General features: G+C 68.7%; 18 protein-coding genes. 9 read left to right on the top strand and 9 right to left on the bottom strand.

Annotation, left to right across the window (positions count from 1 at the left end):
* The 4 genes from LJE69_RS00515 to LJE69_RS00530 all read right to left on the bottom strand — a co-directional run.
* Nucleotides 1-388 (bottom strand): hypothetical protein (locus tag LJE69_RS00515; RefSeq protein ID WP_296920083.1); only part of this gene is annotated, 388 nt, incomplete at its 3' end.
* A gap of 15 nt (nucleotides 389-403) precedes the next feature.
* Nucleotides 404-2,677: a tetratricopeptide repeat protein gene (locus LJE69_RS00520; protein WP_296920086.1), complete on the bottom strand. Its 2,274-nt coding sequence runs from the start codon at nucleotides 2,675-2,677 to the stop codon at nucleotides 404-406.
* A gap of 418 nt (nucleotides 2,678-3,095) precedes the next feature.
* Nucleotides 3,096-4,490 carry a ribulose-bisphosphate carboxylase gene (locus LJE69_RS00525; protein ID WP_296920089.1) on the bottom strand — a complete coding sequence of 465 codons (1,395 nt, stop codon included), beginning with the start codon at nucleotides 4,488-4,490 and terminating at the stop codon, nucleotides 3,096-3,098.
* 484 nt (nucleotides 4,491-4,974) lie between these two features.
* On the bottom strand, nucleotides 4,975-5,391 hold the full coding sequence (locus LJE69_RS00530) for a hypothetical protein (protein WP_296920091.1): 417 nt from the start codon (nucleotides 5,389-5,391) through the stop codon (nucleotides 4,975-4,977).
* A gap of 740 nt (nucleotides 5,392-6,131) precedes the next feature.
* Between LJE69_RS00530 and LJE69_RS00535 the strand changes: the two genes are divergently transcribed.
* From LJE69_RS00535 to LJE69_RS00560, 6 genes are all read left to right on the top strand, one after another.
* Entirely contained in the window at nucleotides 6,132-7,823 is a 1,692-nt protein-coding gene (locus LJE69_RS00535; protein WP_296920094.1) for a proton-conducting transporter membrane subunit, read from the top strand.
* A gap of 14 nt (nucleotides 7,824-7,837) precedes the next feature.
* Entirely contained in the window at nucleotides 7,838-8,650 is an 813-nt protein-coding gene (locus LJE69_RS00540; protein ID WP_296920096.1) for a hypothetical protein, read from the top strand.
* The gene (locus tag LJE69_RS00545) at nucleotides 8,647-9,267 is read left to right on the top strand and encodes a putative inorganic carbon transporter subunit DabA (RefSeq protein ID WP_296920099.1); all 621 of its coding nucleotides are present in this window, start codon (nucleotides 8,647-8,649) and stop codon (nucleotides 9,265-9,267) included. The genes LJE69_RS00540 and LJE69_RS00545 overlap by 4 nt, the downstream gene beginning before the upstream one ends.
* Nucleotides 9,268-9,355: 88 nt before the next feature.
* Nucleotides 9,356-12,280: a DUF2309 domain-containing protein gene (locus tag LJE69_RS00550; RefSeq protein ID WP_296920103.1), complete on the top strand. Its 2,925-nt coding sequence runs from the start codon at nucleotides 9,356-9,358 to the stop codon at nucleotides 12,278-12,280.
* 253 nt (nucleotides 12,281-12,533) lie between these two features.
* Entirely contained in the window at nucleotides 12,534-12,866 is a 333-nt protein-coding gene (locus LJE69_RS00555) for a P-II family nitrogen regulator (protein ID WP_296920106.1), read from the top strand.
* A 96-nt stretch (nucleotides 12,867-12,962) separates the two neighbouring features.
* Nucleotides 12,963-13,412, top strand: a complete 450-nt coding sequence (locus LJE69_RS00560; protein ID WP_296920109.1) for a DUF29 domain-containing protein — start codon at nucleotides 12,963-12,965, stop codon at nucleotides 13,410-13,412.
* A 118-nt stretch (nucleotides 13,413-13,530) separates the two neighbouring features.
* On the opposite strand, the gene LJE69_RS00565 is transcribed toward LJE69_RS00560, so the two are convergent.
* On the bottom strand, nucleotides 13,531-14,715 hold the full coding sequence (locus tag LJE69_RS00565) for a lytic murein transglycosylase (protein WP_296920111.1): 1,185 nt from the start codon (nucleotides 14,713-14,715) through the stop codon (nucleotides 13,531-13,533).
* A 192-nt stretch (nucleotides 14,716-14,907) separates the two neighbouring features.
* Between LJE69_RS00565 and LJE69_RS00570 the strand changes: the two genes are divergently transcribed.
* A complete protein-coding gene (locus tag LJE69_RS00570; RefSeq protein ID WP_296920114.1) occupies nucleotides 14,908-15,651 on the top strand; it encodes a hypothetical protein in 744 nt (247 codons plus the stop codon).
* Nucleotides 15,652-15,787: 136 nt separating this feature from the next.
* Here the strand turns inward: LJE69_RS00570 and dmeF are convergent, their stop codons facing one another.
* Nucleotides 15,788-16,852, bottom strand: coding sequence for a CDF family Co(II)/Ni(II) efflux transporter DmeF (dmeF, locus tag LJE69_RS00575; RefSeq protein ID WP_296920118.1), 1,065 nt, complete (start codon nucleotides 16,850-16,852; stop codon nucleotides 15,788-15,790).
* A 102-nt stretch (nucleotides 16,853-16,954) separates the two neighbouring features.
* Between dmeF and LJE69_RS00580 the strand changes: the two genes are divergently transcribed.
* A complete protein-coding gene (locus tag LJE69_RS00580) occupies nucleotides 16,955-17,197 on the top strand; it encodes a Uma2 family endonuclease (RefSeq protein ID WP_296920121.1) in 243 nt (80 codons plus the stop codon).
* Here the strand turns inward: LJE69_RS00580 and LJE69_RS00585 are convergent, their stop codons facing one another.
* The 3 genes from LJE69_RS00585 to LJE69_RS00595 form a co-directional block, all read right to left on the bottom strand.
* Nucleotides 17,198-18,325, bottom strand: coding sequence for a carbohydrate porin (locus LJE69_RS00585; RefSeq protein WP_296920124.1), 1,128 nt, complete (start codon nucleotides 18,323-18,325; stop codon nucleotides 17,198-17,200).
* Between the two features lie 198 nt (nucleotides 18,326-18,523).
* Nucleotides 18,524-18,787, bottom strand: a complete 264-nt coding sequence (locus LJE69_RS00590; protein ID WP_296920128.1) for a FeoC-like transcriptional regulator — start codon at nucleotides 18,785-18,787, stop codon at nucleotides 18,524-18,526.
* Entirely contained in the window at nucleotides 18,784-18,906 is a 123-nt protein-coding gene (locus LJE69_RS00595; RefSeq protein ID WP_296920130.1) for a hypothetical protein, read from the bottom strand. The genes LJE69_RS00590 and LJE69_RS00595 overlap by 4 nt, the downstream gene beginning before the upstream one ends.
* A 538-nt stretch (nucleotides 18,907-19,444) precedes the next feature.
* Here LJE69_RS00595 and pstC point away from each other — a divergent pair.
* Complete coding sequence (gene pstC, locus LJE69_RS00600; RefSeq protein WP_296920133.1) at nucleotides 19,445-20,419, top strand: phosphate ABC transporter permease subunit PstC; 975 nt, start codon at nucleotides 19,445-19,447, stop codon at nucleotides 20,417-20,419.
* Nucleotides 20,420-20,703: the final 284 nt, after the last annotated feature.

Here is a 20,703-nt window from a genome sequence, read left to right on the forward strand (position 1 = left end):
GTATCCGCTTGGACCAGCGCAGCAGCGTTTCCGCGTCCGCCGTCGTGATCCGCTGCCGAATGGCTTCGCTCGGCGGACCGAACTTGTCCTCGATTTGGGACAGCTGCACCGCAGCTTCACCCTCCTGCCGGCCCTCCTGCCTGCCCTGCTGCCGGCCCTGCTCGATATAGCGGTCGATAAAGGTCTGCATGATCGGCTCTCCGGTGGACGTCTCGCGCAACAGGGCGCGTACCTCTTGCTCTTCGACCCGTTGCGTACCCTGGACATAGTAGCGCAGCGGTGATTCGAGGATCTCCACCGCGGTGGTGCGATCGTGCACCTGCTCGATCAGGCGCAGGAGCTCGCGCAGGCGCTCGACCGGCTGGGCGCTGAAGACGGGCAACCGCATCGGTGCGGCGCGCGCTTACTCATCCGCATCGCCCACCGCGAGCCGGCGGGCGAGGGCAAGGTTCTGCTCCGACTGCTCCAGCGTGGCGCGCCACGCCGGAATCCCCGGATAGGCATCCACCAGCGCTTGCAGGATGGCGACGGCGCGCGCGAAGTCCGCCAGCGCGTCATCGGAGCGACCGGCGTTGCCGTGCGCGGCGCCGCGGTTGCTGTACACGCCCGCCAGGTCGTTGCGCATGGCCGGCGGCCACTGCTCGCCGAGCGCCGCGCGCAGCGCCTCCCGGAGCCCGATCGCCGCGCCGTAGTCGGCGATGGCGGCGTCGAGATCGCCGCGGCCCCGGTGGGCATTGCCGCGGTTGGAGTAGACCGTTGCCAGGTCGTTCTGCCGCTCCGGGGGCGCCGCGCGATGGCCAGCGGCCTCTAATCCGGCGATAACGGAGTCGTAGAGGGTGGATGCATCGGATTGCGCGGAGAACCCCTGCGCCCCGAGTCCCGCCGCAAACTGCGCATCGAGTTCCACCCAGGCTGCCGGCCAGCCGCCTTTTGGCATGCGACGCGCCAGCTCGTGGGCGGCGGACGCGGCCTGGCGGTGCTCGCCGGCGGCCTGGTGCGATTGCACCAGATCGGCGAGGGTCGCGCCAAGCACGGCGAGCACCGGCGCTTCGGCCTTGCCGTCCAGCACCCGCCCCAGCTCGGCGGCCAGCAGGCTCAGGGCCAGGGTTTGGTCCCGCGGCTCCAGCGCCGAGATCCGGCCGGCGGTGCGCCAGTCGGTGAGCACCTGGCGCAACTGGTCCGCGAAGGCGCGCTTGTGGCCGCGATGCTGGGGCTTGTCAAGCTGCCGGTGGGCGACCTCGTACCAGGCGCGCTGGCGGAACTCGCTCGCGGGCGGCAGCGGCGCGGTGGTGACGTGGTCGATGATGGCATGGGGGTCGCGGCCGCGGGCCAGGTCGCCGGCGGTGCAGGCGACGCCGTCGATACGGGCGGCGGTCTCCAGCAGCAGGTCGTCCAGGAAGCGGGCTCCCTGGTAGCTCGCGAGCGTCAGGGTCTGGCGCAGGGCGTCGTCCAGCTCGCGGAAGCGCTTGCGGATCAGGTCCTGGTGGTCCAGCTCGGCGGTCTCGCGCAGGTCCGCGAAGCCGTCGGCGGTGAGCGGGGCCTTGGTGTCGCCGTGCTCGAACAGCATCGGATCCGTGCGGGCATAGGCAACGAGGTCCATCAGGAAGCCCGGGTTGCCGCCGACGCGCGCCAGCAGCGCGTCGGCTTGGCTCTCGGTGACGCCGGGCAGCGCGGCGGCGAGCACCGGGCCCAGGTCCGGGTCAGGCAGCCTGCGGAGGCGCTCGACTTGGCAGCAGCCGGCACCTTGACCGCCTCGCCTTGCGGCGATGCGCTCGCAGACATCGGCGATGGAGCGCGGGTCGTTGTCCGGGTTGGGCGTGCGGGCCTCGGCGTGCTGGATGTTCCACTCCTGCTCCCAGTGGGTGCAGAGCAGCAGCAGTGGCCAGTGGTGGCGCAGCGCGTCGCGGTACAGGGCCTCGACGAAGCGCAGCGTGTCCACGTCCGCCCAGTGGGCGTCGTCGAGGATCAGGGCGCAGGGGATCGGGCGCTTGCGGGGCTTCTCGTCGCCGCTGCCGGCGGCGATGCCGCTGCCGAGCAGATCGCAAAAGAGGGCGAGCAGGTCCTCCACCACGTCGCGGCGCTCGCGCGACTGCTGCTCGGCGATGCCGGACAGGGGTGCGTCGAGGCCGCGACGCTCACGGTCCAGCTCGTAGACGCTGAAAGCGTCCAGGGCGGTGCTGACCAGCCCGGCGGAGAACAGGTTGGCCAAGATGCCGGCGGTGGTGCGGGCGGCGTCGGTGGTCAGCGCGCGGCCATGGTGGGCGCGCACCAGCGGCTCCAGGTGCGGCGCGAGGTGCTCTTTGGCGTTGACCAGCCCGCAGCTGGACGCGGCGATGCCGCGCTCGTAGCGGGTCTCGGTGAAGCGCAGCCCCCACCAGAGCCAGGGGATGGCGGGGCGGGGGCCGTCCGTGGGCGGGAACTGCGGATTCACGGCCAGCGTGCGCCCGGCGATGTCGAGGCTGTCTGGCCAGTAGCCGTCGGGGTCGCGGGCGTCGCGATGGGTGCTGAGCCATTCGTAGAAGGCCTGCACCAGCCGGGTCTTGCCGAGGCCGGTGTCGGCGGTCCAGATGAGGAATTGGGGCTTGCCGGCCTCGACATGCTGCCAGGCCTGTCGCAGGGTTGCAAGCTCGGCCGCGCGGCCGACGAAGGGGGTTGGGCGTTGGCTGGTGCGGTCCATGTCTCGGTACCGTCCCCGGTTAGGTTGGCCCAAGTCGGCTTGGGCGCGGCTCGACAACGCCGAGCATTGTGCACTGATCTTGCTCGTCTTTGCCCGCATTTGATGGCTCATGACCTCGACCACCTGGTGTCGAGGCGGCGGGACGCAGAGCGTCCGCCTTTGCGCCCACGCTGGAGCGTGGGAGCCAGCGCCGCCACCTTGATCGGAGTTGTGATCGCCGCCGCGCCAGAGGCCAGACAAGTCTTCGGTGTAGTCGGGTTAGCGGACCGTAACCCGACGATGGGCGCCGGTAAGCTGTTGATTGTCGGGTTACGCTATCGCTAACCCGACCTACGGTCCTTGCCTGGTCTCTCCAGCGTTGTTGGTCAACAAAAAACCCCGCCGAAGCGGGGTTTCTTGTTGCCGAGATCGGCGAGGCTTAGGCGGTGGCCGCCTTCACGCCGAGGGCGTCACGCCAGTTCGGGAACAACTTGTCCGCGTCGTGCGGGAAGGACTCGAAGGCGCGGGCGAACTCGTTGTGCTCCTTGGCCCAGGCGATCGGGTCGGCACCGGCCTTCCAGCACTCGTAGGCCTGACGCAGCGAGCGCGCACCAGCCGCCGGGCCGTCGATGTGGCCGTAGGAGCCGCCGCCGGCGGTGTTGATCAGGTTGCCATGGCCCAGGTTCTCGAAGAAGCCGGGCAGGCGCAGCGCGTTCATGCCGCCCGAGATGATGGGCGTGGTGGGCTTCATGCCGAGCCACTCCTGGTGGTAGACCGGGCCGTCGGCGCTGTCACGCTCGATCATGTAGGCGATGTTCTTGTCGTCCGCCTCGCCCTCCATCTTGCCGTAGCCCATGGTGCCGACGTGGATGCCGGAAGCACCTTGCAGACGCGCCATCTTGGACAGCACGAAGGCGCTGTAGCCGCGCTTGGCGCTCGGCGAGGTGATCATGCCGTGACCGGCACGGTGGTAGTGCAGGTACTGGTCCGGGTACTGCCGGCGCGCGGTGGTGATCATGCCGGGGCCGCCGACAAAGCCGTCCACCAGGAAGGCGAGCTTGTCGGCGTCGTTGCCGAAGGTCTCGAGCGCGAAGTCGGCGCGGGCGCACATCTCGTAGTGGTCGTCGGCGGTGATGTTCATGGAGAACAGCTTCGCCTCGCCGGTCTCGTCCTGGGCGCGCTTCATCGCGTCATAGACCAGAGGCATGACCTTCTTGACGGGCGCGAAGGTCTGGTTGCCCTGGGGCTCGTCGTTCTTGATGAAGTCGCCGCCGAGCCAGAAGTCGTAGGCGGCCTGGGCGAAGGGCTCCGGGCGCAGACCGAGCTTCGGCTTGATGATGGTGCCGGCGATGTAGCCGCCGTCCTGCACCGGGCGGCCCAGGATGCGCCAGAGCTTGGAGATGTCGGTAGCCGGACCGTCGAAGAGCTGCAGCGCGCGCGGCGGCACGAAGAAGTCGATCATCTTCGCGTGCTCGATGTCGCCCATGCCCTGGTTGTTGCCGATGGTCAGCGTCAGGAAGGACACCAGCATCATGCGGCCGTCGGTGACGTTGCGGTCGAACAGGTCCAGCGGATAGGCGATCCGCATGTCCTCGGTGGCCTCGTCGATGTGGTAGACCAGCGCGTCCACGCCCTTGGTGAAGTCGTCGGTGGTGCAGACCTCGACGTTGGTGCCGGTGGAGGATTCGGCCGCGAAGTGGGCGGCGGACTCCAGGTAGCCGTAGCCGGCCTTGGGCTTCATCTTGTAGGCGCACAGGATGTGGTTGCCGCCGGCGATGAGGTCTTCCTCGCGCAGGCTCAAGTCGGCGTAGCGGGCTGATTGGTCGAGTGCCATGGTTCCGTGTCTCTCTTCAGTTGGATTGTGGGCGGCGCGATTGCTGGCCGCGCGAGGGTTCGGTTTGGGGGCTCGGTCTGGCGCTCGATCCGGCTGTCGGCTGCCGCGTTCGGCGTGGCGACGGCAGCCTTGGAGGTGGCGCCCGGTCAGTTCGTGGGCGCAAAGACTATCGGGTTAATTGGTTTAAGAATATGTGAAGGTTCTTATGCAACCCATGGCACAAAGCCTATTGGTTGTGTGGAATAGTAGGAAATAGGGCGCCTGCTGGCGCCGACGCGGTGGAGATTGGGCAAGTATTGGATGTAGGTCGGGTTAGCGCAGCGTAACCCGACCTACGATGCCCTCGATTTCGGCGTTGCGGGAAATATTTGCCCGGTCTCGGTGCCGTGGGCGGCGCGAAGGCAGGGCCTCAGTCGTGGTGGAGATGCCGCTGTTGCAGGGCTGGCCGACTCCTGGGTGCTGTATGCCCCTGATGATCCGCGCGTCAGCCGGCGGCGTTGGCGTGACGGCTGCCCGGCCAGGTGATGACTTGGCCACAGGTCTCAGGCGGGTGCTGTGCCACGAGCTTGCGCAGATACTCGGCGGCGGCGTCGTGCACGCGATGGACGATGGTGCGGCTGTAGGGGTGGTGGACCGTCAACTCGCAGGGCACCGGCTCGTCGAGGCCACCGCGGGCCGTCATCTGGAAGCGGTGCCAGCTCAGCAGGTCCGCCCGCAGCCGGCGGTTCCAGCAGCGCCATTCCTGGCTCGTGGCCCGCAGGTAGTTGCCGGGCAGACCGGGCAGGCAGAAGTACAGCGCGCCGCCGCACCGGTGCTGCGCGAGACGGAACAGGTTGAAGCACTCGGCGGGGATCTCGGCCGGCGCAGACCGGGGAATCGGATACTCGAGCGGCATGGGCATGGCGGACCTCGCGGACGCGACAGTGAGCTTGTGGGAGCGCCGTCCCCGGCGCGATGCATGCGGTGGACCTTGTCGAGACTGCTTGGGACCCAGACGCGTTCTCCTACCGAGATGGTGGGTCTTTGCGGGGCAGCGATGCGCGTTTTCAACCCCCGCCAAGGCTCGTGGCCGCTGCGGCAAGACGTACACCTCGGGCATTCAGCAATACGCGCGCCGCCCTTGTCGCCGCCGGTCCAGCCAGACGCCTGCTCCGTCCGGATTCGAGCGCGAGGCGGCATGATCCAGCGTGCCGCGGCGATGCCTAACGGATGATTCCGCATTGTGGAATGGGCGCCGGAACCGAGTCGCCATCTTGTCGCGTCTTCGCGATGGATGCCGCGCTCCCGCCAGCCGCCCGAAACCGATTCGGCGTGCCGCAGAGACGTTAGCAAGGGTCGGCCGTGGCTTGGTTGAGCCTTTGAGCCGATAGCGCGTGGCACCATGTTGGGCTGGCGGCACGGCGGACCCGTGGCGGCGCGCCAGCGTCGGCTCACTGCCCCGCGGATGCCCCGCCGCTACCTCGTATCCGGTCCACGGCGAGCACCGTCCGGGGCAGGAGCGAAGGCTGATGGGCTTCCTGCTAGACTCCGGCGCCAGCATCGACAGACCGTCTGGTCCGTCCGAGCCGGCAGCCGGCGGCGCGGACCGTCGCCGGGAAGCCACACCGAACCTGCTCGACCCGAGGGAGCTCCAGCAGAACCATGGCCTCGTACGCTGCCGTTCTCAGTTATGGCCTAGTCCTGGCGATGTTCTGCTCCGCGCTCGCCGTGCGCGCGAGCGCCGGGCGGTTGGGGGAGGGCGTCGCACGCATCAGCGTCGGCGCGAGCGCATTGACCCTGGTGCTCGCCCTGGCGCTGTTCGGCTGGCGACTGGGCCACGGCGGGGCGGAGCTGTACGGCATCGGCCTCGGGCTGTTCACGCTGTACGTGGACCCGCTCAGCACCCTGATGGCGGTGCTGGTGAGCGCCATCGGGCTGGTGGTGCACGTCTACAGCGTGCGCTACATGCAGGACGACCCGGCCTACGTGCGCTTCTTCGCGCTGCTGGACACCATCATCGGCGTGATCCTGCTGATGGTGCTGGCGGGCGACCTGCTGACGCTGCTGCTCGGCTGGCACTTGCTGGGCGTGTGCCTGTACTTCTTGCTCAACCACGACACCCGCCGGCGCGCGGCCAACCGCTTTGCGTTCTGGACGCTGTTCACGCACCGGGTCGGCGATTTGCCGCTGCTGGCGGCCGTGGCGCTGGTCTACCACGGCTACGGCACGCTCAGCATCCCGGCGCTGTTCGACGCGATCGCGGCCGGGCCGGACAAGGCCACGGCGCTCGGGCTGCCCTTGAACGAGGCCCTCGGCCTGTTGATTCTGTTCGCGGCCTTCGCCAAGTCCGCCCAGTTCCCGCTGCACACCTGGCTGCCCTACACCATGGATGGGCCGACGCCGGTCTCTGCGCTGATGCATGCCGGCATCGTCAACGCCGGCGGCTTCCTGATGAACCGCTTCGCGCCGGTGTTCGTCGAGACGCACGCGGTGCTGCTCATCGCCTTCGCGGTGGGGCTGGTGACCACCCTCATGGGCTCGCTGATGATGCTGATGCAGAGCGACATCAAGAAGGCGCTCGGTTACTCCACCATGGGGCAGATGGGCTACATGGTCATGGAGTGCGGGCTCGGCGCCTTCTCCCTGGCCATTTATCACCTGATCGCGCACGGCGTGTTCAAGGCGACGCTGTTCCTCGGCTCCGGGTCCATCATCGGCAAGGCGCGCAAGGACCCGAACATCCCCGAGGGCGAGATCTACAAGTTCATGGTGGAGCGCAAGGTGCCGCACCCGCCGCTGTCCTGGGTGGTGTTCGCGGGCATCACCATCACCGTGCCGCTGGTCATCGTGTTCGGTGCCCACCAGCTCATCGACCAGGGCTTCCTGCACCACCAGGGGGCGCTGATCCTGCTCCTGTTCGGCTGGATCACCGGCGCCCAGACCCTGTTCTTCGTCTACAAGATCGGCGGCGAGCGGCCGTTCACGGTGCTGTTCTACGTGGTGCTGTCCTTCGCCGCCGTAATCCTGACCTACGTGGTGGTCGGCCACGCCTTCGACGCCCTGCTGTATCCGGACCCGGCCTTCCGCGAGGCGCTGTACCGGGCGGCGTCGGTGAGCTCCACGACCTTCGCGCTGGTGCTGGTGCTGTTGATGGTGCTGATCTCCGCCGGCTGGCTGTTGGTGTTCCGCACCGAGGCGGAGCGGCAGCCGTTGCCCCGCCGCTTCCGCCATCTGTATTACGACCTCTATGCGCTGTTGTCGCGGGAGTTCTACGTGGCGGACTTGTACAGCCGCACCGGCGAGCGGCTGCTGGCTGCATCGCGCAAGTTGAACGCGCTGTTGCGGTGGGCCTGAGGGGAGGCAAGTCGATGGGCTGGATTCTGGCACTGCCGCTATTCCTGCTGGCCGGCTTCTGCCTGCCGCTGTTTCCGCTCAGCATCGCCGTTAACCGCTTCGTGCAGCGTCAGCCGGCGGGGGCGGGCGACCGCTTCGCGCAGCCGCGCGGGAAGGCGTTGGTCCTGCTGGGCCTGCCGCTGGTGGGCGTGCTGCTGGTGCAGGCCGGGCACTGGCTCGCCGGCGATGGCGGCGGCTGGCTCATCGATGTCTTCGCGCTCTGGGGCGGGCTCACGTCGCTGCTCTATGCCTTTCGGCTGCTGAGCGCGCGGGACGGGCAGATCTGGATCGGCCAGCTCTACACCTCGGCGCTGGCGCTGGTGTGGGTGGGTGCCGCCCATGACGTGCCGCCTCTGCTGCCGGCACTGGGGCTCGCCGCGTCGCTGTTGCCGCTATGGTTCCTGCTCGATGGGCTGACCTGCCGCTTTGGCATTGCGCGCACCGGTCTGTACCCCGGTCTCAGCCTGCGCATGCCGCGCTTCTCGACGCTGTTCGTCGCCGCCGTGCTGGCGGCGGTGGCAGTGCCCTTCTCGCCGGGGTTCTTCGCCGTGGCCAATCTCGCCTTCGGCGGCGCCGCGTCCAACGAGCTGCTGACGCTGGTGCCGCTCAGCCTCGCCTGGCTGTTGTGGACCTGGGCCGGCATCAATCTGCTGACGGGCATCGTCTTCGGCGAGCCACGCGGCGACCTGGACTACGCCGACGTGGATCGGCGCACGATGCTGGTGCACGGCGGCGGCCTGGCGGCGCTGGCGCTGTTCGGACTGATTCTGGTGGAGGGGATGCTGTGACAGACGCGACCGATGTCGATGCAACAACGGCTGCCGCCGCGGCGCAGCGCGACACGGGTGCCGGCGTCAACCGGCGCCGGGTAGCATCGCAGCCCGCGGCGGACCACAAGCACCGGCCGAGCCTCGGCAAGCGGCTCAAGATCCGCAGCATGGTAACGGTGGCCGGAGAGGTACTGCCCTTCTTCTGGCCCATGCGCAACTTCATTCACCACAACCCGCTGCATGGGCTGGAGCACCTGCCTTTCGAGCAGGCGGTCGCCGAGGCGACGCGGCTGTTCCATGCCCGCGGCTGGCTGCCGCGCACGGACTACCAGCGCATGCTCGCAGAAGGCGCCGTCGCCGAGGAGGACGTCGCGGCGGAGGTGGATGCCTTCGTCGCCGCGTGGCTCGCCGAACAGGAGGGCGGGTCCGGGTCTGTGGCCGGGCAGGCCGATGCCGCCGAAGCGGACCTGACCCGGCTGCTGCGCGAGACGCTGCTCGCCATGCTCACCCGCACCAGCCAGCCCAACCCCGGCGACCGCGAGCCCTGCGCCGAAGAGGTGCTCGCCTGCCTGCGCGTGGGCGGCTGCGTGGGGCAGAAGAGCTGTGCGCCGCTGACGCTGCGGCGCCGGCGCTGAGCCGCGCCTGTCGCATATGCGTGGCGCGCCTGCCTGCTGGTGATCCCTCTGGCGACCCATCTGGCGACCCGGCCCTACGGAGCTGTCGATGACCTCCAATAGCCAAGTGCCCGGTGCCGACGCGCCGCGTCCCGGCCCGGCCGTCGATCGCGGCGCAGACGCCGCTCCCACAGGGCCGCGCTCGGGCGCGGCCGATCGCGGCGCGGACGCCGCTCCCACGAAGGTGCGGCCGGACCTGGCGGTGTATCGCGGCGGGAACGTCGCTCCCACGGCGTCCATCGCCGAGCAACTGGGGCGCGATCTGACCCTGTACGACGCCGCCGACCAGCTCTTCGGCACCCGCATCGGCGAGACGCTGAACGAGCTGATGATCAAGGGCCTGATGGACTTCTTCGACGAGGGGCAGTCCGTCTGGCGCATGCCCGGCCGCAAGCAGGGCTTCTACCGCGGCTGGGCCAACATCGCCCGGCGCAACCGGCGTCTGCGCATGCGCGGGCTGGACGTGGCCGCCATCCTCGGCCAGGCGGACGATCCGGAGGCCATGATCGACCTGGTCATGACCCGCCTCGAGGTGCCCGAGCCACGCTGGATGGACTACTTCACCGTCGAGCTCGCCCGGCTCCACGGCTGGGCCGGCTTCGTGCGCTGGCGCTCGCAGGCGCGCCATTACTACTGGCAACAGCGCAACCCGGCGGACCTGGTGGAGTACATGGCCGTGCGCCTGGTGCTGGCGCTGGCGCTGCTGGAGGACGCCGGCCGCAGACTGAAGCGCGACCTGCGCTGGCCGGCGCTGCTGGCCTATGCCGAGGCCCACCCGCGTGAGTGTGTGCTGCGCCGGGAGCTCAATGCCGGCACCGTGCTGCCGGACTTCGCGCACCGCATCGAGGTGGCGCTGGATCGGGGCAGCGGTGCCGGTATCGACGCCCTGTATCTCGACTACGAGCGCGAGAAGACCAAGCGCGAGGCCTGCACCCGCGCCGGGCGTGTCCAGGCCATGGCGGACCAGGCCGGCATTTGCCGCCAGGTGCTGCTGGGGCGCCCGGACGACACGCTGCACCAGTACATCGACGCCATCTACGCCGCCAAGGCGCGTGAGGGCATGCTCTGGACGCGGGCGCTGGAGCGGACCCACATCCGCCAGCTCCTGGCGCAGATCGATGCCGCGGCGGCTGCAGCGGGCGCAGCTGGCGGGACGTTGAAGGCGCCGGTGGCCGGCGAGACGCCGGCGGTCCCAGTGGCCGGCGAGACGCCGGCGGTCCTGGCCGCGGGCACGGTGCAGGCGTTCTTCTGCATCGATGTGCGCTCCGAGCGGCTGCGCCGCCACCTGGAGGCGGTGGGCGACTACGAGACCTACGGCATCGCCGGGTTCTTCGGCGTGCCGGTGGCCTTCGTGGAGTTCGGCAAGGGCCACGAGACGGCTCTGTGCCCGGCCATCGTCACGCCGCGCAACGTGGCCGTCGAGATGCCGCACACCCACGCGAAGCACGAACACTCGCTCTACGAGCTGGCACACGAGGTGGTACACGACCTCAAGAACACGGTGCTGGCACCCTATGTCACCGTCGAGGCCGTGGGGCTCCTGTTCGGCTTTGACATGGTGGGCAAGACCTTCGTGCCGCGCGTCTACAACACCTGGCGCCAGCGCCTTCAATCGCGCAAGCCGCCGGCGCGGCTGCTCATCGACAAGATCGCCGAGGACGAGGCCCGTGAGCTGCTGACCAACCTTCAGGACGAGATGGTGTTGCGCGCCGTGGAGCGGCACTTCGCCATCAAGCGCGAGGATCTCACCAGCCCGATGATCCGTGAGCTGCGCGAGACGGCGCTCGGCAACCGCAAGGGCCAGACCGAGCTCGCCCGCCGCTTCGGCGTGGAACCCGCCGCCGAGGCGGTGTTCATCCGCTCCCTCCAGGTGGAGTACCGCGTCAACCCGGACCAGGCCCAAATCCAGCTCGAGCACTTGGCCAAGATCGGCTTCCACCGCAAGCGCCAGGCGCAGCTCGTCGCGGCGGCGCTGCGCGGCATCGGACTGACCTCCGGCTTCGGGCGCACCGTGCTGGTGGTGGGCCACGGCAGCACCTCCGAGAACAACCCCTACGAATCGGCGTTGGACTGCGGCGCCTGCGGCGGCGACCAGGGCCTGGTGAACGCGCGCATCTTCGCCGCCATGGCCAACCGCCGCGAGGTGCGCGAACAGTTGGCGGAGCAGGGCATCGCCATCCCGGACGAGACCCTGTTCATCCCCGCCCTGCACGACACCACCACCGACGAGGTCACGCTGTTCGATCTGGACCAGCTCTCGCCCGGGGCGCTCACCAGGCTCTCGCGCATCCAGGAGGATCTCGCCGCCGCCGGCCGGCTGTGCGCGGCGGAGCGCTGCGCCGAGCTCGGCGAGCGGGGCATCACCGGGCCGGATGCCGCCGCGCGGCGGGTCAAGCGCAACGCCTTGGACTGGACCCAGGTGCGCCCGGAGTGGGGGCTGTCGAAGAACGCCTCCTTCATCATCGGCCGGCGTGCGCTGAGCCGCGGGCGGAACCTCGAAGGCCGCGCCTTCCTGCACAGCTACGACCACAGGCTCGACCCGAAGGGGCGGCTCTTGGAGAGCATCCTGTCCGGCCCGCTGGTGGTCGCCCAATGGATCAACATGGAGCACTTCTTCTCCGTGGTGGACAACGAGGCCTTCGGCAGCGGCAGCAAGGTCTACCACAACATCATCGGTCGCTTCGGCGTCGTCACCGGCAACCTCAGTGACCTGCGCACCGGGCTCCCGGCGCAGACCATGCTGCGCGGCGACACCCCTTATCACCACCCGCTGCGGCTGATCACCGTCGTTGAGGCGCCGCTGAAGCTGGTGGAGGCCGTGCTCGCCAGGCTCTACAAGCCTCGTGAGCTGGTGCACAACGGCTGGATCAGGCTCGTCGTGCTGGACCCGGAGACCAGCCAGGCGCAGGTCTACGAGCACGGCAACGGCGGCGACGGCGCCTGGCAGGCGCAGCCGATCCGGCTGCCGGCATGAACCCCACCATCAACGGGACAGCCCACGCCGACCCCGCGCGAGCGCCGCGCTCCTGGAGGCGCCGAGTTCCACTCGGCCCGCCGCCGGCGCGGCTCAATGCCGCGCCGGCGGCGTCACGGCGCCCTCGAGCTCGGGCAGGTATAGCGCCCGCCGCCATCCAAGAAGCCCCGGTCCGCGGGGCGCGCTGAGCGCAAGACAGCCACCTGGCCCACGACCGCCAGACAACCAAGGCACAAACCCTGGAGGTACCCCAATGGAAGAGCTGAAGCACAGCCCAATGAAAAAGCTGGAGATCATCGTCCAGGGCGAGCAACAGGACTTCGTGCTGGACCTGTTGGAGCGCGCTGGCGTCACCGGCTGGACCATGGTCCACAACCTCTCCGGCAAGGGCAGCCACGGTGCCCACGATGCCCACCTCATGTTCAACGAGGACGACGTGCTGGTGATGATCATCACCGCCGTTCCGGCCGAGATCGCCGACGCCATCCTCGAAGGGCTCACCCCGTTCTTCAACCGCCACATGGGCGTCGTCTTCGGCACCGACATCCAGGTGAGCCGGCTCGCGAAGTTTCAGCCGCCGGGGTGAGGAGGCCACAGTGAGCCAGCGCTGGTCTCGCCGCTCACGCTATGCTTGCAGCCGTATAGCGCGAGCGCGTCTGTGCATCGGTAGGACCAAGCAACCATGCAAACCGACCTTTACGACGAAGACCTTTACGCCTGGGCCATGACGTCCGCCCGTATGGTGCGGGAAGGTCGCCTCGACGAGCTCGACCGCGAACATCTCGCGGAGGAACTGGAATCCATGGGCAAGTCCGAGCTGCGCGCCTTGGAGAGCCGCCTCACCGTGTTGCTGGCCCATCTCCTCAAGTGGCAGTTCCAGCCCGCAAACCGCAGCAAGAGCTGGGAGCGCACGCTGATCGAACAACGCAAGCGCATCGCCCGCCTGCTGCGCGACAGCCCGAGCCTCAAGCCCAAGTTGCCGGAACTGTTCCCGGATGCGTACGACAGCGCGCTTAGGCTCGCAGCGGAAGAGACGGGCATGGACGAAACGGACTTCCCACAGGCCTGTCCCTATCGAGTGGAAGAAGCGTTGAGCCCAGGCTTTTATCCCGCAACTGACACGGCACCGTAGCCCGGCGTTGGCGAGGCGGATCTGGTTGCCGATCCCGATCGTCGCCTCGTGCCGCGCCTTGCTTGTGCGGCTGCACCTCGGGCCGCCGACGGCCGATGCACTCGCCGCGTGACTCCCGTCAACGCAGCCGCGCCAGCAGCTCCGGCGTCGGCCAGCCATCCGCGGGAAGGCCGAGCCGCTGCTGCTCGGCCCGGACCGCCGCGCGAGTCTTCTCGCCGAGGATGCCGTCGGTATCGCCGATGTCGTAGCCACGCTCGGCCAGCCGGTGTTGCAGGGCTGCCATGTCCGCCGGGTTGAGGCCGGGCTCGGGATTGCCGGGGTCCACCTTGGGCGCGCCGCCGAGGCGGGTAGCGAGGTAAGCCGCGGTGGTGCTGTAGACGAGGGACTGGTTCCAGTGCAGGAAGACATCGAAGTTGAGGTAGGCCAGGAAGGCCGGGCCCTTGCGGCCCGTGGGCAATAGCAGCGCGGCGTCCAGGCCGTTCGCCGGCAGCGGGCTGCCGTTCGCGCGTGTCACGCCCAGTGCCGCCCAATGGCTGCTCGGATAGCGCCGGTAGACATCGGCCTGCTCCCAGGGCAGCTCGGCCGGCACGCGCACGGCCTCCAGCCACGGCTCACCGCGGCGCCAGCCGAGGTGGCGGATGAAGCCCGCGGCGGTGGGGATGACGTCGGCGGGGTCGTGCTCCAGGTCGACTCGGCCGTCGCCGTCACCGTCGGCGCCGAAATCGAGGTAGTCCGTCGGCAGGAGCTGCACCTGGCCGATCTCCCCCGCCCAGGCGCCCTTGAGCTGCGCGCGGGTGAGCCAGCCCAGGTCCAGGAGCCGCAGCGCGTCGATGAGTTGTGCGCGGAACAAGTCCGGGCGGCGACAGTCGTGCGCGAGGGTGGCGAGCGCCGCGAGGGTGTCGAAGTCGCCCTGTACCGCGCCGTAGTCGGTCTCCAGCCCCCAGAAGGCCGCGATGACGGGCGCCGGCACGCCGGTGTCACGCTCGGCGGCGGCGAAGACGTCCGCATATCGCGTGAGCTTCTCGGCCCCGACCCGCAGCCGGTAGGCGTTCACCATGCGCCCGGCGAAGGTGAGCCAGTCCTGCGTGAACACGGCCTGGGCGTGGTCGCGGGCGAGTACCTGCGCGTTGGGCGTGAGCCCATCCAGGGCGGCGATGGTGGTGTCGGAGATGCCGGCGGCGCGGGCCTCGGCGCGCACGCCGTCGAGCCAGGCGCCGAAGTCACCGCCACAGGGGGGCTCGGCAAGGGCCGCTGCCGCCCCGAGCAGCAAGCAGGCGAGCAGCGGGGCGATGCCGCGCCACATTGATGGCGTAGGGGGCAGGCGTCGCGTCCGGTGGTAGAGTGTTCCGGCGGGCATGGCCAGATTTCCGAGCGGTGGTGTGGGGCTGGGGTCTGAGTCTGAAGAATCGCAAGCGCAGTTGACCTGGATGCTTGGGGTCGCCGGCAGGCGCGGTCAACAATAATTCATCACCCGATTGCAGACGGTGCCTGCCCGATGGCCGAGCCCAACAATACCGATCCCCGCGAGAGCCTGAAGCGGCTTATCGACGCGCTACGCAAGGACGAGAGCATGCGCGCTGCGTTGGCGGACCACATACGCGATGTTCTCGGCCCCGTGCCCCAGGCAGCGCCGGTGGCGGCCGGTGTCGCGGGAGCGGCCGCGGTCCAGGAGGCCGGCAAAGCGCGTCGCCTGGCTGCCAGGCTGCGCAGCGAGATGCACGAGCAGCGCCGAAAGCATCAGCGGGCGAAGTGGCACACGTTTGTGGTGGGCCTGTTCGCGGTGCTCATCGGCATCGTGCTCTTCACCCTGGTGGTGATGATGGCGCGCGACATGAACCGGATGGAGGCCTACATGTACAACATGGGCCACTCCGACGAGGATACGGCGGTTGCCGATAAGGATGCGCGCAAGGCCGCGGCGCCGAGCTTCATGTTCGCCATGGCCCGCGACATGAACCAGATGCGCAGCGACATGGCATCGATGAACACCCAGATGACCGCCATGCGCGGCGACATGGGCCAGATGCGCGTCGCCATCACCGCCATGGATGGCACCATGGCGACCATGGGTAGCGACATCGGCCGCATGAGCACGGACATGACCGTCATGAACGGCACCATGGGCCGCATGCAATACGACACGCTGCTGATGCGCCAGGGCGTCGGCAATATGGCAACGGATACGGGGGCTATGGGCGCGCCCTTCCGCGCCATGGACAGTTTCATGCCGTTCCGCTAGCAACGCGAAGTGTTCGGATGACGATTTATCCGCCGCCGCTGCGTTGTCGTCGGACCCGTCTGGCAGGCCGGGTTACAGGGAGGCTTGCGCCGCCGGCCCGGTGGCGGGGCAGCGTGGCGCCGGGAGTGCAACGGCGCTAGCCAGCCGACCGCGCGGCCGCCCGCCCGCAGTCGGGCGCCCGACACTGCTGCACCTCCACGGTGAGGTGGCCGATGCCGGGGATGTGCTCGAGCAGCCCCTTGTAGAACTCCACCGGCCGCGGCTCGTGGGTCACCAGCGAGAGGATGCAGGCGTGGCTGGCAGCACCGATGCGCCAGACGTGGAGGTCGCTCACGTCCACGTCGTCCTGGCGCGCCATGGTGCGGCGGATGGCCGCCTCGATGGGGCCGTGATCTTCGGCATCCAGCAGGGTCAGGGCGCTGTCGCGGGCGAGGCTCCAGGACCAACGGCCGATGAGCAGGCCGCCGGCGATGCCCATCAGTGGGTCGAGGAAGCGCCAGCCGACGATCAGCCCCGCAGTGAGGGCGCCGATGGCGAGCAGCGACGTCAGCGCGTCGGCGATGACATGCACATAGGCCGCGCGCAGGTTGTGATCCTTGTGGGCGTGGCCACTGCCGGCGTGCCCGTGCCCATCACGGTGGTCGTGTTCGTGTTCGTGGTCCTTGTCGTTGTCGTTGTCGTGTTCGTGGCCGTACTGCCCCCCCTGGTCATGCGCCGGCCGGTCATGGCCGTGGTGCTGCGCATGGGCTCCACCCAGCAGCCACGCGCTCAGCAGGTTGACGCCCAGGCCGAGCAGCGCGACGGCGATGGCCTCGCCGTACTGGATCTGCACCGGGTGCAGCAAGCGGCTCACCGATTCCCAGAAGAGCCACAGTGCGCCCGCCCCCAACAGCAGCGCACTGGAGTAGCCCGCCAGCGGTGACACCTTGCCGGTGCCGAAACAAAAGCGCGGGTCCCGCGCGTGCCGGCGCGCGAAGCCGTAGGCGAGCACGCTGAGCCCGAGCGCTGCCGCGTGGCTGCCCATATGCCAGCCGTCCGCCAGCAGCGCCATGGAGCCCGTGAGCCAGCCCGCCGCCAGCTCCACGATCATGGTGGTGAGTGTCAGGTAGACGACCCAGCGGGTGCGCTGCTCGGCGATCTGCTCGGCGCCGGTGCTGAAGTCGTGGCTATGCTGCCAGGTGGTAATGTCGTGCTGGTGCATGCGGATTCGCTGGGCTGTTGTGGGTGCCAAAAGTCGGCATGCCGTGCGCCCGTGCCCGTGGCTGGGGTGTGGGCGACGACGACTGACCCCGGTCCGTAAGACGTGCTGTTGCTCATCGAGGTGGCCGACAGCTCGCTGCGGTTCGACCGCGAGGTCAGGGTGCCGCTGTACGCCCGGCACCTGATCCCGGAGGTCTGGCTGCTCGACCTGAAGCACAAGCGCCTGGAGGTCTACCGGGACCCCGGCCCGGAGGGCCATCGCCAGGTGCTGCTGCCGGATCGCGGCCAGCGCATCGCGCCGCTGGCGCTGCCCGAGGTCGAAATCGCGGTCGCTGACCTCTGGTGATCAGAACTCCGCCACCGCTCGCACGCCGACGATCCAGCCCTCGGGGCTGTCGGCGTCGTGGATGCGATCCTGCATCCACTGCACGTCGCCTGTGAGCGCCAGGTAGTCGTTGATGGCGAGGCGGTAGTAAGCCTCCACGGCCTGGGTGTGGCGGATGTCGCCGTTGCCGCCCTCGAGGTAGGCATAGCCGAGGCCGATGTTGTCGCCCTCGCGGTGCCAGAGCTTGCCATTGATGTCCAGGCCGCCGCTGTAATCGGCCTTGTGCTCGACCAGGGCGTCCTCGCGCTGCCACGACATGCGCAGGAAGGCGCCGACGACGGGGCTCAGCTCCTGATCGAAGGACAGACTGACGCCCTTGTGCGGCTCGTACTCGGTGCCGGCGGGATTCAGGAATGCCGCCGAGGTACCGCTCAGCATGACCCGATAGTTGCCCTCGCCTAGCTTGGTCGTGAGGTGGTAGTCGATCTCGCCGGCGAACCAGTTGTAGTTCTGGCCGTCGTCGTTCTTGCCGACGTTCATGCCGACGCCGCTGAAGGTCCAGTCGCCGAGCTTCCAGACAATCACGCCACCGCCGTCGTAGGCGGGCAGGAAGGCGTTGCGGGAGTTGACGAAGATCTCGTTGCTGAACTGGGTGTACTCGTCGTTCGCGTAGGCGTTCTCGTTGATGTAGAAGGCGGGATCGATGATGCCGCCGGTGAGCTGCACGCTGCTTTGCTCGCCGAAGCGGAAGGTGTGTGCGTACCAGGCCTCCAGCAGGTAGCTGCGGCCGGTGCCGTTGATGTCCTTTACATCGTCTTCCAGGTCCGCCGCCCAAGGCGTCAGCGAGAACGGCGACACGTTGTTGAGCCCGTTGCCGGCGCCGAAGCCGAGCTTGAGGAAGAGCTGATCGTTCTCGGTGGGGTTGTAGAAGACCTCCGGCTGGAAGACGCCGGCGGCGCGGCAGGCATCTTCCACGTCCGGCACCCCGCTGACCTGCTGGCACTGGTAGGCGCCGGCGATGAGCCCGTTCAGCTCCAGCTTGTCGTTGATGTCGAGGGCCATTGCCGCCGCGCTCCCGAGCAGCAGCGGCGCGGCGGCCAGGGTCAGGGGTGCGATCGGGAGCCGGTGAGGGCGAAGTTCGAGCGTCATCTGGCGGTCTCCGTCGACACAGCTAAGAACCTGGTTCGCTTGGTTGAGCGCGCGTGTGAGGCGTCGCCGGCGGAGCGGGAGGATGGCTTGTGGCGTGCGCAATCACACAAATATACGATTGATCATACTCAATGGGCGCGCGGCCGCCAACCGGTTACTGGCGCGGCGCGCCCGGCAACCGGTTGCTTGCGCTGGGTCTCAGGGTAGGGTGATCGGTGTCGCGAGCTTGGTGTCACCGGTCGCGGCGTCGACCCATTCATACAGCTCTGGCGACGCCTGATCGCACTTGCAGCAGCCGCCGCAGGCGGAGCCGGCGGCGAGCTTACGCACGCGCCCCTTGCGCTCCAGCATGGCCAGCATGCCGCGCAGGGCCTCGGCGTCGGTGTCGAAGTGGTTGGCCATGTCCTGCAAGGACAGGCGGCGACGCTCGGCGATGTAGTCGCGAAGCTGGGAAAGGATCATGCGCTTGCTGCCTCCTCGGCGGGTCGATAGACACGACGCTCCTCGCGCATCCCCCACCAGCGGAGCCCGCCGACGGCCGTCACCAGGATGGCCAGCATCTCAGGTTGCTGGTTGGTCATTCGATGATCCTCGGTGCGGCACCCTGGCGGGTAGGGCGTGTGTGTCTCGCTCGCGGCCTTCGGTGCGACGGCGGCTCAGCGAGGGTCGCGCTGGTCCCGGCCGGGTGCATTCGCGCGCTCAAAAGCGAGTGCCCGCAGCATCGCCCAGCGGCGTTGACGGCGGGTCGGGCGGCACGGCGGTCGACGGATACGCCCGGGGACTTGGTGGATGTGGTGGATCATTGGCGGATCAGCCGAGATAAAAACGCAAGCAGCAATAGGAATGATTCGCATTATACTTGCGTTTGCCGTTTGAGCAAGTCCAGGCATACTCGATATCGTGACGCCCATTGCTTGCGCGCCATCCGCGGCCGGCGATGCGACCCCCTTCGGCGGCTCGCGTTGGCATGTGGCGCCCCCCTCTGCTGTAATTCTGCACTCCAGCCTACGGCGCGACTGCGCACCGGCGCATGATTCCGGGGCGCCGGTCGTCGTCCCGCGTAGTCCGGCGCTCACGCCGACCGCCTCCGCGGCCCGCTCGTCAATAGTATTGAGTGAAATGTCGTATCACCCTTTCGCCGATGCCGCCGCGGGCGGGGTTGCGCATGCCCCCACCTCGGGCGAGCGCGGGGCCGACACCCTGTTCCGCAGCATCGCCTGGACCTGTGCGTTGCTGATCATCGCGCTCACGGTCTACCTGGTGCTGGAGATCGGCGCGGAGGCACTGCCGGCCGTGCACCGCTTCGGCTTCGGCTTCATCACCGGCACCACCTGGAATACGGTGCAGGACGTCTACGGCGTGCTGCCGGAGATCTGGGGCACGCTCTACAGCTCGCTGCTGGCGCTCCTGTTCGGAGGCGTGTTCGGCATTGGCATCGCCGTGTTCATCACCCAGGGCTTCGTGCACTGGCGCATCGCCGCTGGCTTTCGCACCATCGTCGAGCTGCTGGCAGCGATTCCGTCCGTGGTCTTCGGTCTCTGGGGCATCTACGTGCTGATCCCGGCGCTGCGCCCGGTCGCGGCGTGGCTGCACGAGCAGCTCGGCATGGTGCCGCTGTTCTCCACGCCGCTGAACGGTCCTGGATTGGCGCCGGCGGCGCTGGTGTTGTCAGTGATGATCCTGCCGACGGTGGCGGCCATTTCGGTGGATGCGCTGCGCCGTGTGCCGTTCTCGGTCACCGAGGCCGCCTACGGCATGGGCACGACGCGGGCAGAGGCCATCTTCCGCGTCATGCTGCCCACCGCGTCCAGCGGCATCCTGGCCGCGCTGGTGCTGGGCTTCGGCCGCGCGCTCGGCGAGACCATGGCGCTGGCCATGCTCATCGGCAACAACAACCAGATCAACCTGTCGCTGTTTGCACCCGCAAACACCCTGGCCTCGCGGTTGGCGTCGAGCTTTCCGGAGGCGGACGGCACCGAGGTGCAGGCACTGATGTTTGCCGCCCTGGTCCTGCTGGCCGTGACGCTGCTGGTGAACATCATCGGCCTGGGCGTGCAGCAGATCGCCATGCGAAAGTTCGAGGCGAAGCGCTGAGCGGCTCAGGAAGCCCGGCAGCGCCTGGAAGCGGCGAACGACACATTGCGCGCCCGCGCGGCCGGCGTCCAATGGATGCATCACGTGGATGCATCACGGCAGAGCGTAACGCCCAAAGCCTGCCAGTGGTGCGCGGCAGCGCGGGCTACGGGCTCCAGGCGCGGGGTCGAGTCAATGGCGCCCGGGAGAAGGTACCTGCGCGCAAGCCGTCCGCCTCGTCACGGACCTCATGCGGCGCGCCCCGGGCAATGCCGAGTGGGCGTCCGATCTTGCATACCTTGGGT

This window comes from Thiohalocapsa sp., assembly GCF_022340605.1.
GTDB lineage: Bacteria > Pseudomonadota > Gammaproteobacteria > Chromatiales > Chromatiaceae > Thiohalocapsa.